Below are 13,122 nucleotides of genomic sequence, written 5' to 3'. Positions count from 1 at the left end.
GTCATGACGACCGCATCCGTCTCGTCCGTTGAAGACGACGTCTTCGCCGACATCCTGTCCCAGACCCGCCGGTTCGTCCGGACAATGGTCCTCCCGCGCGAGCAGGAGATCCTCGACACCGATCAGGTGCCAGACGACCTGCGGCAAGCCGCGAAGGACCTGGGCCTGTTCGGCTACGCGATTCCCCAGGAATGGGGCGGTCTGGGCCTGAATCTGGCCCAGGACGTCGAACTGGCCATGGAACTGGGCTACACCTGCCCGTCGGTCCGATCGATGTTCGGCACCAACAACGGCATCGCCGGCCAGGTCCTGGTGGGGTTCGGCACCGAAGAACAGAAGGAGCGCTGGCTCGAGCCCATCGCCTCCGGTGCGGTCGCGTCCTTCGCCCTCACCGAGCCCGGAGCGGGCTCCAATCCCGCGGGCCTGCGCACCAAGGCCGTCCGCGACGGCTCAGGACCGGACGCGGCCTGGGTGCTCGACGGCCAGAAGCGGTTCATCACCAATGCCCCGCTGGCCGATCTGTTTGTGGTGTTCGCCCGCACCCGGCCCGCCGACGAGCGCGGCGCCGGCATCGCGGTGTTCCTGGTACCGGCCGATGCCGCCGGGGTCGAAGTCGGCGCCAAGGACGCCAAAATGGGCCAGGAAGGCGCCTGGACGGCCGATGTCACCTTCTCCGGCGTGCGACTGCCCGCCGCCGCCCTGGTCGGCGGTAATGAGGACATCGGTTACCGGGCGGCGATGACGTCCCTGGCCCGCGGCCGCATCCACATTGCGGCGCTGGCAGTGGGCGCCGCGCAGCGCGCCCTCGATGAATCGGTGAACTACGCCGCCACCGCCACCCAGGGCGGCAACATCATCGGCGACTTCCAGCTGGTGCAGGCGATGCTCGCCGATCAGCAGACCGGGGTAATGGCCGGCCAGGCGCTGGTCCGCGATGCCGCCCGCAAGTGGGTTAGTAACGAAGATCGGCGAATCGCGCCGTCGGTGGCGAAGGTCTTCTGCACCGAGATGGCCGGCAAGGTCGCCGACCTGGCGGTGCAGATCCACGGCGGCAGTGGATACATCCGTGGCGTGCCGGTGGAGCGCATCTACCGCGATGTCCGACTTCTGCGGCTCTACGAGGGCACCAGTGAGATTCAGCGGCTGATCATCGGGTCGAATCTGATCAAAAATGCGAAGCGTTCACTGTAAGCAGCATCACTTTTCCCGCCGGAGAACGCCAGCGATGCGCGGCGCGATTCTCGCCGATATCGGCGGTAATCGATACCGGCAATGCACCCAGTGATCAGGCAATTTCATCTCAATAATGCGAATTTGTGACCTTTGAGGTCACGCTGAACAAACACATACGGGCCATCTACCAGCACCTACGGAAATAGACCGGCTCTCCGCGCGCATTTTTACTGGTCTACCTGGCGTTTTCCGTTGCGGCGTTATGTTTGACAATATGAATGCGAAACGTGATGGGCACCACAGATTTTGGTAAGTGCAGTTATCCATGGTTAATGTGCCTGGTCATGTTTGGTCTAGAAGCACTGATGGCGCTCATCCAGCAGGTTTCGGGCACTCCGTACATCGTCGGTGGGAACACCCCCGCAGGTACGGATTGCTCGGGTCTAGCCTCGTGGGTGTCCAACGTCGCCGCTGGTCGGCCGGCCTTCAGCGGCCGGTTCCACACCGCCAACGAGGAGTCGGCGCTACTGGCCCGCGGCTTCCGGTACGGCACCGCCCCCAACGCTGTGGTGGTGGGTTGGAACAGCCACCACACCGCGGTGACCCTGCCCGACGGCACACCGGTGGCCAGCGGTGAGCCCGGCGGCGTGCGGATCGGCGGCGGCGGCGCCTACCAGCCGCAGTTCACCCATCACATGTACTTGCCCATGGAGGAGGCACCGGCACCGGAAGCCCCGGTGATGTTTGCCGCCATGGTGGAGCCGGGCCCCGAGCCCGCCGCAGAGCCGATGGCCGAGCCCATGGCCGTCGAGTTGGCCCCCGCGCCCCTGGACGCTCCGCCGTTCGAGGTACCGCCCATCGAGGCCCCGCTTGAGCCCCCGATGGATCTGCCGCCCGGCGAGGCGCCGCCGATGGATGCCCTCCCGTTCGACGAGGCCCCGGCCGAGCCCGGCCCGGCACCCAGCGACCGCGAGGCGCCGGCCTAGTCCCGGCGGCGCGCCAGCAGCCACGCCAATCCGTCCGCTTCACCCTCGGCGATCACTTCCAGGTCGGCGAACGCCGTGCGCAGCTCCCCGGGCGCAGCCCGGAATCGACCTGCGGTGCTGCCGACCTGACTCAACGCGGTGACCGCCAGCAGTCCGCCCGGGGCCAGGCGCTGCACCATCGGCGCATCGAGCCGACGGTCGCGGAACCGAGCGCAGTAGATGACGTCGGCCGGCGGCCCGCCCGGCAGGCCGTCATCGAGGTCGACGGCGTCGAATCGACACCGGTCGATGGCGCCGCTGCGCAGGGCGAACGCCCGCGCCTGCTCGACGGCGACCGGCGAGATGTCCAATCCGGCCACCTGCAGGCCCCGTTGGGCCAGCCAGACCGCCGCTGTCCCCTGGCCGCAGGCGATGTCGAGCGCGTGGCCGGCGACCGGAAACGCGTCCGCGAAGGGCGCAAACACCGCGGCGGGCCCGGCCGTGTCCGGTGCCGGCACACAGCGGCCTGCGTATTTCGCGTCCCAGCGGGTGCGGTCCTCGTCGCTCATCGGAATGGACGATACTGCGGTGGTGAAATTGCGCCCCTCGATCGCGCTGTTGCTGTTTGTCCTCGGTGGAGCGGCCGGTCTGCTCGGTGACCACTCGCACGTGGTCACCGGGACCACCGAATACCTGCCCCCCGCGCAGGCCGTGCCATTCATCTGGAGCAGTCCCCTCTATTTCCCGATCCTGGTCGGGTCCGCGACCGTCTTCCTGGCCGAGTTGCGGCTGCATCTCCCGTCGCCACGGACCACAGTCACGGTGCGTCAGGGGGTGGCTGGTCTGGCCGCGGTCCTGGGCAGCTACGTCGTCACCGCGATGTTGCATGCCTCGCCGGCGGTTCCCCTCACGACGTTGATCTGCGCGTTCGCTGCGCTCACCTTCTGCGCCTTGGGAGATCGTCCGGCGATTATCTGCGGTGTGCTGATCGCGGCCGTCGGCCCGGTGGTCGAGATCGGGATCGCGGCGGCCGGTCAGTTCCGCTACGTCCCCGGCTCGGACGGGTTGTTCGGGGTGGCGCCGTGGCTGGTGCCGCTGTACTTCGCATTCGGAGTGGTGGCAGCGCTGATCGGTGAAATCGCCGCTACCGCACGGCGGTCAGCCGAGTAAGGCCACCAGACAGGGACGGACGCGATGGCACCGGTCACGCTCGGCGGTTACCCGGCAAAACGGTGTGCCCGCGTCACCCACAACGAGTTCACCCCCGGCATTTCCGAGCCGGTGCCGCCGCGCCCGGATTTGGAGGCGCTGCGCACTGCCGGAATCGAATTCGAGGAACACGTTTTCGTCGAACTCCGGTCCCGCTACGAAGACTCCGAGCGGCTACTACTGCTCGACTCCGATCTCAGCCGGACTGAACGCCAGCGACGCACCGTGGCCGCAATGACTGCCGGTGTCGAGGTGATCGCCGGCGGATGCCTACCGGATGTCAACGGTCGCAGGGGCCTTCCCGACGTGTTGGTCAGACACCGGGACGGCTACCTGCCGGTCGACATCAAGAACCACCGCACGGTGGCTTCCGCGAAACGCGCGGAGGTGGAGATCTCCACGCTGTCGCAACCCGATCGGCGGCTGACTCAGCCGGGCTACAGTGATCACGGCGCGAGCTGGCGTGACGATGTCATGCAGCTGGCGCATTACACCCGGATGTTGCAGGAGTTGGGTTTTCACTGCGGGGTGAACCGCGGTGGCATCATCGGCAGCTCGGACTTGTCTGCTCTTCTCGGCGGCGACAGCCTCGGTATCACCTGGTATGACCTGGATGCCGAGAACATCGTCACGTATTCGGCCAGCGATCCGACGCACCGCCGACCTCGCTCGGCCCTGCAGCGCTACGACCATGAGTTCGCCTTCCGTGTCGACGTCGCGCGGGCCGCGGCAGCCGGACAAGAACTGGTGCGGCCCTATCGCATCAGCGAGTGCACGACGTGCGCATGGTTCGACCACTGCGCCACGGTGTCCGGCGACGACGATGCGTCCTTCGCGATCGAGACCGGCCACCTCACGATCCGGGAGTGGCAGTATCTGTATCAACACTGCGGCGATGGCACAGCGTTGAGCGTCGCGCAGTTGGCGGCCGTCGATGTGGACACCCACATCGAGGCGTTCCGCGTCCAGTCCGTCGGCACCAAAATGCCGCAGGATCGGCTGGCCAACGTGGTCCGACGAGCCCGGATGAGTTGCACCGGAATTGATTTCGAGGCACACGAAACCGAGCCACCGACCGTGCCCGCCGCCGACATCGAGGTCGACTTCGACATCGAGTGGGATGACCAGGGCCGGATCTATCAGTGGGGTCTGCGCGTTCGAGACGGCCAAGACGACACCACGGCCCGCTACCAACCCGTCGTCTCGTTCGATCCGCTCGACCAGGCCGCCGAAGCCGAACTGGCCGCCGAGTTCGCCTCCCGGATGCAGCAATTACGCAGCCACGCAGCCCGGCAGGGCAAGTCCCTTCAGGTCTTCCATTGGCACCACCCCGAGATCAGCAGCACCCGCAGATTCGCCGAGGTGGCGAGGGCGCTCGACGGTCTCACCTATGACCTGCGGAAGTGGTTCGACGCGACGTTTTTCGCCCGTACCTCGTCGTCGATCAAACAGGTTGCCGGTTTCTTCGGCTTCCGCTGGGAGGTGGACGACCCCGGGGGCCTGGCCTCCCAGGGCGCTATCGAAACCGCCCGGGGCAACGGCGCGGCGGCCGACGCCGCCCGGCAGTGGTGTCTGAGCTACAACGAATGTGATGTGGCGGCGCAGGCCGCGATCCGCGACGGCGTGCGCTTGTACCGCCGCTGAACGGGTTCAGCCCTGGGTCTTGGCCGTCGGGCAGATATTGGTGCGGGCCGACTCCACCACCTCGTCGGCGGTAGGCTTGGCGATCTGCAGATAGACCGAAACCTGCTCGACGATGAGGCTGGTCGGATGCTTCGGGAACTCCAGGCACGCGGTCCGTCCGGCGGCCAGCCGGCGGGCCTCAGTGCCGGGCGGGAACTTGCCGCGGATGGCGTTGAGGTAGGCCATCTCCGCCGGTTTGGGGTACGTCGACTGCTGCTGCGTGCACAGCAGGATGTCGGGACTGTTGCCGCAGTAGTCCGGATCACGAGGATTGAGCGGATCGGCCTGAGCGGATGACGCAGCACCGATCAGCCCGGCCAGCGCACCTGCGGCCAGAGCCGCTGCGAGTGCGGTTAGTTTCACGTCCAGCGCCTTTCTGTCGCCGCTGACGCTAGCAGGAATACCACGCCGCTCGGGGGGACTTGCCGGGTCTGGCCGCACCGCCAAGCCGCGCCTCTCTCGCACGCGTCGTAGCATCGCCGGTATGAGTTGGGCAGCGCGGTTCACCGCACCGTTGGCCGTCACGGGTGTTGCGATGGGAGTTCTGGTCGGGGCCGCGCCGGCGCACGCCGACGAAACCGGCTTCATGAAATACCTCAATACCCACGGCTACACCGCCCGCTACGCGAATGACGAGCCGATCGCGGAGTCCAGCGTGCGCGCACTCGGGCACATGATCTGCGAGAACCTGCATGTGGGCCGGACCGTCGAGGTCCAGCAGCCGCATTACTCGGCGTGGCCGCAGTTCGGCCTGATCGCCGACGCGGCGCGCCAGGAGTTGTGCCCCGGCTCGTAGTGCCAGCACCGCGTCGGAGTATGCAGCGGTCGAGCTCAGGAAGGCGACACGGTGACTGATCGGGGGCAGCAACGCCGGGGCCAGGATCTGCTGTTCGATCCGCTGACCACCAAGGGCACCGCCTTCAGCCACGAGGAGCGCCGCGAGCTCGGCCTGCTGGGGCTGCTGCCGGTTGCGGTGAAAACCATTGCCGAACAAGTCGACCACACCTATGCCGAGTTCTCCACGCGCCATGACGACCTGGACAAGCACATCTACTTGCGGGCGCTGCAGGACCGCAACGAGACGTTGTTCTACCGGCTGCTGAGCGAACATATCGAGGAGATGCTGCCGATCGTCTACACGCCGACGGTCGGTGAGGCGTGCCGGCGGTTCAGCGAGATCTACCGGCGCCCGCGCGGGCTGTTCGTCTCCTATCCGGATCGCGATCGGCTGCGGGAAGTTCTGCGCAACCGACGGGAGCAACAGGTCGACGTCATCGTCGTCACCGACGGACAGCGCATCCTGGGCCTGGGCGACCAGGGCATCGGCGGCATGGGCATTCCGATCGGCAAGCTCTCGCTCTACACCCTGATCGGCGGGATCGATCCCGCCCGCACCCTGCCGATCGTCCTTGACGTCGGCACCGACAATGTCGACCTGCTGCACGATCCGCAGTACCTCGGCTGGCGCCATCGCCGGATCAGCGACGAGGACTACTACGCCTTTGTCGACGACTTCGTGACCGTCGTGCATGAGGAACTGCCCGATGTACTGCTGCAGTGGGAGGACTTCGCCACCGCGCATGCGCTGCCGCTGTTGATGCGGTACCGGAATCGACTGCTGACGTTCAACGACGACATTCAGGGCACGGCAGCGGTCACCCTTGGTGCGCTGCATGGCGCTGTCCGCGCCGCCGGACGCCCGCTGTCGCAGCAGCAGGTGGTGATGCTCGGCGCCGGTTCGGCCGGTATCGGTGTGCTGGAGATGATCCGCCAGCAGATGATCGCCGAAGGACTCTCCGAAACCGAGGCCGCCGAACGGATCTGGGCAATCGACATCAACGGGTTGCTGACCGATGACCGCACGGACCTCTCCGGTAGCCAGCGCCGCTTCGCTCAGTCCGCAGCGCGGGTGGCCGGCTGGGACGGTCGGGGCCTGGCCGATGTGGTGCACCATGTCGATGTGGGCATCCTGCTGGGACTGTCGACGGTGGCCGGTGCCTTCACCGAAGACATCGTTCGACAGCTGGCGGCCAAGACGGACCGTCCGATTATTTTTCCGCTGTCCAACCCCACCAGCCGCGCCGAGGCGCACCCGGCGGAGCTCGACGAATGGACCGATGGGCGTGCGCTGATCGCCACCGGCTCGCCCTTCGCCCCGCTACGACACGGCGAGCGCACCCGCCGGATCGCGCAGTGCAACAACGTCTATATCTTCCCGGCGATCGGGCTAGCCGTCACCGCCGCGCGCGCGTCCCGTGTCACCGACGCGATGATGCGGGCGGCCGCCACCACCCTCGGCGATGAATCCCCCGCCCTGCTCGACGCCGACCAGCCGCTGCTGCCCGCGTTCGAGGATCTGCCGAAGGTCACCACCCGTATCGCAACCGCGGTAGCGATCCAGGCGGTGCGGGACGGCGTCGCTCCGGCGGCCTCCGACGAGACGATAGCCGAGGCCGTCCGGCGGTCTCGCTGGACGGCGGACTATCCGACTCGGTAGCCACGGGAAACCACCGGTCCAGCGCTATCCAAGCTCAAGTAACTAAAGTGCTCTGGGTGGACGGACGAAAGATTGCCAGGTTCTGCGGTCGCAGCCTGGCCATTCTGACGTCGCTGGCGGTCTCGGCCGCTCTCATCTACGCCCAGAGCAGCCATGATCCGGTGCCCAAGCCCACCGAGACCGCCGCAGCGGCGCCGTCGGCTCCGCCACATACTCCGCCCACCGGAGGGATGCGCGTGGCCAACCCCGCGGAGGCCGCGGCTTTGGCGGCGAGCGTGCCAATGCCCACCGAAGGCCAGCAGTTCACCTTCCCGCTGCCTGCCGGGGTGGCGCCGGAGAACGGGCTGCAGGTCAAAACCATTTGGGCGGCCCGCACCATCGGCGTGCTGTTTCAAGAGATCAAGACCATCTACGGGTATCGCCAGGACCCGTTGAAGTGGCATCCCGACGGGTTGGCCATCGACGTGATGATCCCGGACTACCACAGTGAGGCCGGGATCCTGCTCGGCGACCAGATCGCCGGCTATGCGCTGGCCAACGCCCAGCGGTGGGGTGTCAACCACGTGATCTGGCGGCAGAAGATCTACCCGGGCGTCGGCGGCGGCAATTGGACCTCGGATTACGGCAACGAGACCGCCAACCATTACGACCACGTCCACATCGCCACCGATGGCGGCGGTTACCCCACCGGGCAGGAGACCTACTACATCTCCTCGATGACCCCGGCGCCGAGGGATTGAGCGGCGACCTCGACCGGCTGGTCGAACGTGTGTTCTAATAGGCGGTGAGCTTGCCCGCCGCCGCGGGCGACGAATGAGCAAGGAGGTCGCCACGATTATGACTGCACCCACGTTCGCCCCCGACGCCCCGGCCATCACCGGTGACAGCCTCGGGATCGACGCTGCCGCCCCGGAGGCTCCAGCGGCCCCCGAGGCCCCCGAGGTCAAGGAGCCCGCCAAGAAGTCGGCCGGCAAGAAGGCCAAAACGCTCGAGTTGACCCTGACCGTGACCGGTACCGCCGACGGCGAATGGCACGCCGAGATCAAGCAGGGCAGCAACTATCTGGTGCGCAACCTCGCAGTCGCAGCGGCCGCGGTATCGCGGGCCGCCAAGGAACTGCATGAGGAGCTGTTCGCGCCGATCGAGGCACTGATGGACGAGGCGCGCTCTCAGCACGCCGCGCGGGTGGCGGCGCTCGAAGCCGAGCTCGAGGCCGCGCGGAAAGCCTTGGCAGACTTGGACTAACGTCGGCGGCTCACCGACGCGCAAGCCAGCCCAGGAACTCATCCACGGTGAATACCGGCTTGCCGTAGTCCTGGGCTTTGCGGGCCTTGCCGGACTGCGTGCCCGCTTCGGCGATAACCAACACCTCGCACCGCGTCTTGGTCACCGTGCGCACCGGCGCCAGCCCGGCCGAGGCGGCCAGCCGCTCCATCTCGTCGCGATCCACCACACGGCCGTGGCCGTCGACCGCGGTTCCGGTGAAGCAGATGCGGGCGCCGGGAACCAGGACCGCGTCGATGTTGTCGGCCGTCGAGGGCGTCTGCGCCAGTCCATCCGCCAGGTTGCCGGCGCCCAGCGCGCTCAATGCGTCGCGCAGGCGCACCGACACCTCATCGGGGAGCCGGGTACGGGTGGCCGCGAGCACGAGCTGATCGGCGGCGGTCTGGCGCGCCGCCTGCTCCCAATCGCTCTCCCCCGCCAGCAGCACCTGATCGACGGCATCCCTGCCCAGAATGATCGAACCGAGCGCTCGGCTGATCCGCAGCATCGCGGACAGCGCCGGAAGGTGTTGTGCCGTCGGTGTTGTGACGTCAGGATCGCGGCTGAGCAGGATTCCCGAGAGGGCGTCGGTCTCGTCGGGTTCGTCGAACGGCGATGAGCCGGAATCCACGTCGACGCCATCGAGGCGCTCAAGCGCGGACCGGGCACGCTGCAGCGCCGTGTCGCCGGTAACGCTTGGCCCGCGCAGGTCGATGCCCAGCGGCATCGCAGTCACCTGACCCAGTCGCTTGAGTTCGAAGTCGATCAGCCCCAGCGTCTCATCGACTTTGACCCCCACTGGCGTGCAGCCGGCCAGCATCGGCGCGATCACCGCCCAGGCCTCGCGCAGCGTGGGCGCCAGCAGCACGTCGGCCACCCCGATCCGATACGCCTGGCGTGCGTCGGCCAGATCTCGCTGCGGGTTGATCAGCGTCGATACGGCGGTGCCGTCGTCGAACGCCACCGCCAATTCCACCGGGCGCGGTCGCGACATCCGCCCCTCGTCGCCGACCGTAAGCAGGCCGATCGCGCAGTAGCGTCGCGCCCGGTCGCTGTTGACCGAGGCGCGCAGGAACCGGGCAATCCGGCGATCCACCTTCAGATCTTTAGGCAGCACAGGGCGTTTCAGTACGAGCCCGGACAACGAGGTACACCGGCTCAACGCCACATAGAGCTGGCCGGTGGAGAACATGCCGCCGGACAGATCCACCACCAGCCGCTCCAGGGTCTGGCCTTGGCTCTTGTGGATCGTGATCGCCCAAGCCAGCTTGAACGGCAACTGGGTGAAGGTGCCGACGACGTCGCGGCGCAAGGTTCCGCCCTCGACCACCGGGCGGGTGGCCTCCCAGGTGAACGGGGCGACTTCGGCGATGTCGCCGGTGGGGAACTCGATTTCGACCACGGCACCGTAGCGGTCGTAGCCCACTCCCACCACACGGCCGATCGAGCCGTTCACCCAGCGCTCGGCCTGATCGTTGTTGAGCATCATCACCTGGGCGCCGACCTTGAAGCGCAACTCGTCATCCAGCGGCTTATCGAATAGCGACAGGTCGCCGGATTCGGTGGCCCGGTGCACCATCTCCTCGCCGGGCAACCGCTCCAGCTGCTGGCGGTTACGGGCCGTCACCAGCCTGTTGGTGGGCGCCAACGTCAGCCAGAATTCGCCGTCCGGCGGCACGAAGTCGGCGTCCACCCGGGCGTCCAAATGCTGCTGGGCATGGCCGAGCAGCACGCCTTCCCGAATCTCGTTGAGGATCGCGGTCATCCGGTCATCGCCGAGCTGGCGGAACACCGTCGTCAGCGAGACGCTCGGAAACTCCGCGCGACTGAAGGTGTTCGCCGAAAAGAAGTACGGGGTGTCATAGGTCGTCGCGAAGTAGTGTTGCTCGCCCTCGGTGACCACGGGAGGCAGCTGGTAGAGATCGCCCACCAACACCACCTGGACACCGCCAAACGGAGTTCCCGGCTCGGGACCGAACCGCTGCAGCGCTCCCGCGATCATGTCGAACACGTCGGCACGCACCATCGACGCCTCGTCGATGATCAGCGTCTGCAGTTTGGCCAGTGTCTTGGTGAAGCGCCCCGGCCGATAGTCGCCGCCGGCGACATCGGACAGTGTTGTAGTGGGCCGGAATCCGAACAGCCGGTGGATGGTGTGGCCGTCGACGTTGAGCGCGGCGATCCCGGTCGGTGCGACCACCACAACGTTGCGATCGGTAGTGGCCATGAAGTGGCGGATCAGCGTCGACTTGCCCGTGCCGGCCTTGCCGGTCAGGAAGAGGTTCCGGCCGGCCGACAGCAGCCGCAAGGCTGCACGGAATTCTTCGGTCAGCACGACGGTATTGCTGGCTGCCACCACGCTGGAACCTTACTGGCGAGCGCCGGCGGGAACCGGCGAGGGCGTCATCTGCCCAGCACGGAGACGATCTTCTTGGCGGTAGCCTTGGCCGATCCCGGGTTCTGGCCGGTGACCAGCCGGCCGTCGACGACGACGTGCGAGGCGAACGGAATCAGGCCCTTTTCGTAGCGGGCGCCGCGCTTCTTCATCTCCGCTTCTGCGTTGTAGGGCACCAGCTTGTTGACGCGCGCCAGGACCTCTTCCGACCAGGCGAACCCGGTGAGCTTGCGGCCGGCGACCAGCAGCGAACCATCGGAGAGCGTGGTGTTGAGCAGGCCGCAGTAGCCGTGGCAGACCGAGGACACCACTCCCCCGTTCTCGAAGATTTCGCGGGTGATGCGTTGCAGTCCTTCGCTGTTGGGGAAGTCGTACATGACGGCGTGGCCGCCGGTGAAGTAGATCGCGTCGTAGTCCGCAGCGTTGATCTCTTCGGGTGCGGCGGTGCCGGCCAGCAGCGCCATCTTCGTCTTGTCGGCCTTCCACGCCTTGGCGCTCTTGTCGAAGTTGGGGAACTTCAGCGACCGCGGCTCCAACGGCGATTGCCCGCCGTTGGGACTGACGATCGTCTGTCGGTAGCCCGCTTCGGCGAAGACGTGATAGGCGTGCGTCAGCTCCGAGAGCCACAGCCCGGTCCGCTCGGCCGGGTCGTCGTAGTGGGCGACGTTGGAGACGACGTTGAGGATGCGCTTGGTCATCTCCCCAGGATTCCCCTGGACAGTCGACTGTGCCAGCGAACCGGCCACTTTGTGCGACTCGTGGCCCCTAGCATCGAGGTGGCGTATTGCGCGGATCACGCAGACGGAGTTGCTTCAGACCACAGGGGGAAGGGAGTTCTGGATGTATGCCATAACGCTCAACGGTTTTGGTGGTCCGGAAGTGATGGCGTGGGCCCGGGTAGATGACCTACCTCGGCCGAGTTCCGGGGAAGTTGCCATCGACGTGGTGGCCGCGGGAGTGAACCGGGCTGACGTGATGCAGCGCATGGGCTTCTACCCGCCACCTCCGGGCGTCAGCGAGGTCCCCGGCCTCGAGGTTTCCGGTGTGATCGCTGAAGTCGGGGCCGGAGTCTCGGGCTGGGAACCCGGCGACGCCGTGTGCGCGCTCCTGGCCGGTGGCGGATACGCCGAACGCATCAACGTGGCCGCCACCCAGATTCTGCCCGTGCCGCAGGGGGTCAGCGTCGCAGCGGCTGCTGCCCTCCCGGAAGCCGCCGCGACTGTGTGGTCGAACGTGGTGATGACCGGAGAATTGCAGCGTGGCCAGACGCTGCTGATTCACGGTGGTGGCAGCGGAATCGGCACCCACGCAATACAGGTGGGCCGCGCTGTAGGCGCCAATGTGGCCGTGACCGCCGGAACGGCATTGAAGTTGGAGCGCTGCCGCGAACTCGGCGCACAGACCTTGATCAATTATCGCGAGCAGGATTTCCCCGCGGTCGTGAACGCCGAATACTCCGGGGCCAACGTCATCCTCGACATCATGGGCGGCAGCTACTTGGCCAAGAACGTGGAAGCGCTTGCCGAGAACGGCCACCTGACGATCATCGGGCTACAGGGCGGCGCCACAGCTGAATTGAATCTCGGTGCGCTGCTGTTCAAGCGGGGATCGGTGCACGTGACCAATCTGCGTCGCCGGCCCGAACAGGGCCCCGGTTCGAAGGCCGAGATCATCACCGAGCTGCGCCGGCAGCTGTGGCCGATGATCGCGGACGGTGCGGTGGCCCCGGTGGTCGCCGCCGAAGTCCCGATCACCGATGCCGCCGAGGCACACAAGCTGCTCGACTCTTCCGAGACGGTTGGGAAGGTTGTGCTGACCGTGCGCGAGCCCTGACGATTGAGCGCTGACGGCACCGCGGAATGCCACCTGGTAGGCAGTTCGCGCCGCGCTGAGCTACTCGGTCTGCTCGCCGAACAGCTGAGACGCGCCGCTTTCGG

Annotated in this window: 13 protein-coding genes; 9 read left to right on the top strand and 4 right to left on the bottom strand. The window is 66.9% G+C overall.

All coding sequences use genetic code 11. From position 1 onward, the window contains the following. The first annotated feature begins 3 nt into the window (after nt 1-3). Both BN4346_RS28530 and BN4346_RS28525 read left to right on the top strand, forming a co-directional pair. Nucleotides 4-1,191, top strand: a complete 1,188-nt coding sequence (locus BN4346_RS28530; protein WP_067969174.1) for an acyl-CoA dehydrogenase family protein — start codon at nt 4-6, stop codon at nt 1,189-1,191. A gap of 326 nt (nt 1,192-1,517) precedes the next feature. Beyond that, the gene (locus BN4346_RS28525; protein WP_235653551.1) at nt 1,518-2,159 is read left to right on the top strand and encodes a C40 family peptidase; all 642 of its coding nucleotides are present in this window, start codon (nt 1,518-1,520) and stop codon (nt 2,157-2,159) included. Here BN4346_RS28525 and BN4346_RS28520 read toward each other — a convergent pair. Further along, entirely contained in the window at nt 2,156-2,707 is a 552-nt protein-coding gene (locus tag BN4346_RS28520) for a class I SAM-dependent methyltransferase (protein WP_067969171.1), read from the bottom strand. The two genes, BN4346_RS28525 and BN4346_RS28520, sit on opposite strands and share 4 nt — an antisense overlap. Nucleotides 2,708-2,729: 22 nt before the next feature. Here BN4346_RS28520 and BN4346_RS28515 point away from each other — a divergent pair, with 22 nt between their 5' ends. Both BN4346_RS28515 and BN4346_RS28510 read left to right on the top strand, forming a co-directional pair. After that, nucleotides 2,730-3,308, top strand: a complete 579-nt coding sequence (locus BN4346_RS28515) for a diacylglycerol-binding protein (RefSeq protein WP_235653550.1) — start codon at nt 2,730-2,732, stop codon at nt 3,306-3,308. Between the two features lie 24 nt (nt 3,309-3,332). Continuing rightward, nucleotides 3,333-4,991: a ribonuclease H-like domain-containing protein gene (locus BN4346_RS28510; RefSeq protein WP_067969165.1), complete on the top strand. Its 1,659-nt coding sequence runs from the start codon at nt 3,333-3,335 to the stop codon at nt 4,989-4,991. A 6-nt stretch (nt 4,992-4,997) separates the two neighbouring features. Here the strand turns inward: BN4346_RS28510 and BN4346_RS28505 are convergent, their stop codons facing one another. After that, on the bottom strand, nt 4,998-5,393 hold the full coding sequence (locus tag BN4346_RS28505) for a hypothetical protein (RefSeq protein ID WP_067969163.1): 396 nt from the start codon (nt 5,391-5,393) through the stop codon (nt 4,998-5,000). A 121-nt stretch (nt 5,394-5,514) separates the two neighbouring features. On the opposite strand from BN4346_RS28505, the gene BN4346_RS28500 reads away from it, so the two are divergent. The 4 genes from BN4346_RS28500 (at nt 5,515) to BN4346_RS28485 (ending at nt 8,772) form a co-directional block, all read left to right on the top strand. Beyond that, nucleotides 5,515-5,826: a DUF732 domain-containing protein gene (locus BN4346_RS28500; protein ID WP_067969161.1), complete on the top strand. Its 312-nt coding sequence runs from the start codon at nt 5,515-5,517 to the stop codon at nt 5,824-5,826. Between the two features lie 51 nt (nt 5,827-5,877). Beyond that, a complete protein-coding gene (locus BN4346_RS28495; RefSeq protein WP_078058474.1) occupies nt 5,878-7,527 on the top strand; it encodes an NAD-dependent malic enzyme in 1,650 nt (549 codons plus the stop codon). A 26-nt stretch (nt 7,528-7,553) separates the two neighbouring features. Further along, entirely contained in the window at nt 7,554-8,267 is a 714-nt protein-coding gene (locus BN4346_RS28490) for a glycoside hydrolase (RefSeq protein WP_407695124.1), read from the top strand. Nucleotides 8,268-8,364: 97 nt separating this feature from the next. Further along, on the top strand, nt 8,365-8,772 hold the full coding sequence (locus tag BN4346_RS28485) for a DUF6319 family protein (protein WP_220096679.1): 408 nt from the start codon (nt 8,365-8,367) through the stop codon (nt 8,770-8,772). A gap of 10 nt (nt 8,773-8,782) precedes the next feature. Here BN4346_RS28485 and BN4346_RS28480 read toward each other — a convergent pair whose 3' ends face one another. After that, complete coding sequence (locus BN4346_RS28480; RefSeq protein WP_067969155.1) at nt 8,783-11,149, bottom strand: DEAD/DEAH box helicase; 2,367 nt, start codon at nt 11,147-11,149, stop codon at nt 8,783-8,785. A gap of 44 nt (nt 11,150-11,193) precedes the next feature. Continuing rightward, nucleotides 11,194-11,883, bottom strand: a complete 690-nt coding sequence (locus BN4346_RS28475) for a type 1 glutamine amidotransferase domain-containing protein (RefSeq protein ID WP_067969152.1) — start codon at nt 11,881-11,883, stop codon at nt 11,194-11,196. Nucleotides 11,884-12,025: 142 nt separating this feature from the next. On the opposite strand from BN4346_RS28475, the gene BN4346_RS28470 reads away from it, so the two are divergent. Then, on the top strand, nt 12,026-13,018 hold the full coding sequence (locus BN4346_RS28470) for an NAD(P)H-quinone oxidoreductase (RefSeq protein ID WP_067969148.1): 993 nt from the start codon (nt 12,026-12,028) through the stop codon (nt 13,016-13,018). Nucleotides 13,019-13,122 lie beyond the last annotated feature (104 nt).

Origin of the sequence: Mycolicibacter icosiumassiliensis (genome assembly GCF_900078685.2) — a bacterium.
In the GTDB taxonomy this organism is placed as follows: Bacteria; Actinomycetota; Actinomycetes; order Mycobacteriales; family Mycobacteriaceae; genus Mycobacterium; species Mycobacterium icosiumassiliensis.
Note: the sequence above shows the minus strand (reverse complement) of the source record. Positions and strands in the feature narration are given on the sequence as shown.

What these genes read in the sequence shown, in the direction of transcription:
- BN4346_RS28530 (WP_067969174.1), top strand. Translation starts at nt 4, where the DNA reads ATGACGACCGCATCCGTCTCGTCCGTTGAAGACGACGTCTTCGCCGAC.
- BN4346_RS28470 (WP_067969148.1), top strand. Translation starts at nt 12,026, where the DNA reads ATGTATGCCATAACGCTCAACGGTTTTGGTGGTCCGGAAGTGATGGCG.
- BN4346_RS28475 (WP_067969152.1), bottom strand. Translation starts at nt 11,883, where the DNA reads ATGACCAAGCGCATCCTCAACGTCGTCTCCAACGTCGCCCACTACGAC.
- BN4346_RS28525 (WP_235653551.1), top strand. Translation starts at nt 1,518, where the DNA reads ATGTTTGGTCTAGAAGCACTGATGGCGCTCATCCAGCAGGTTTCGGGC.
- BN4346_RS28510 (WP_067969165.1), top strand. Translation starts at nt 3,333, where the DNA reads ATGGCACCGGTCACGCTCGGCGGTTACCCGGCAAAACGGTGTGCCCGC.
- BN4346_RS28485 (WP_220096679.1), top strand. Translation starts at nt 8,365, where the DNA reads ATGACTGCACCCACGTTCGCCCCCGACGCCCCGGCCATCACCGGTGAC.
- BN4346_RS28520 (WP_067969171.1), bottom strand. Translation starts at nt 2,707, where the DNA reads ATGAGCGACGAGGACCGCACCCGCTGGGACGCGAAATACGCAGGCCGC.
- BN4346_RS28500 (WP_067969161.1), top strand. Translation starts at nt 5,515, where the DNA reads ATGAGTTGGGCAGCGCGGTTCACCGCACCGTTGGCCGTCACGGGTGTT.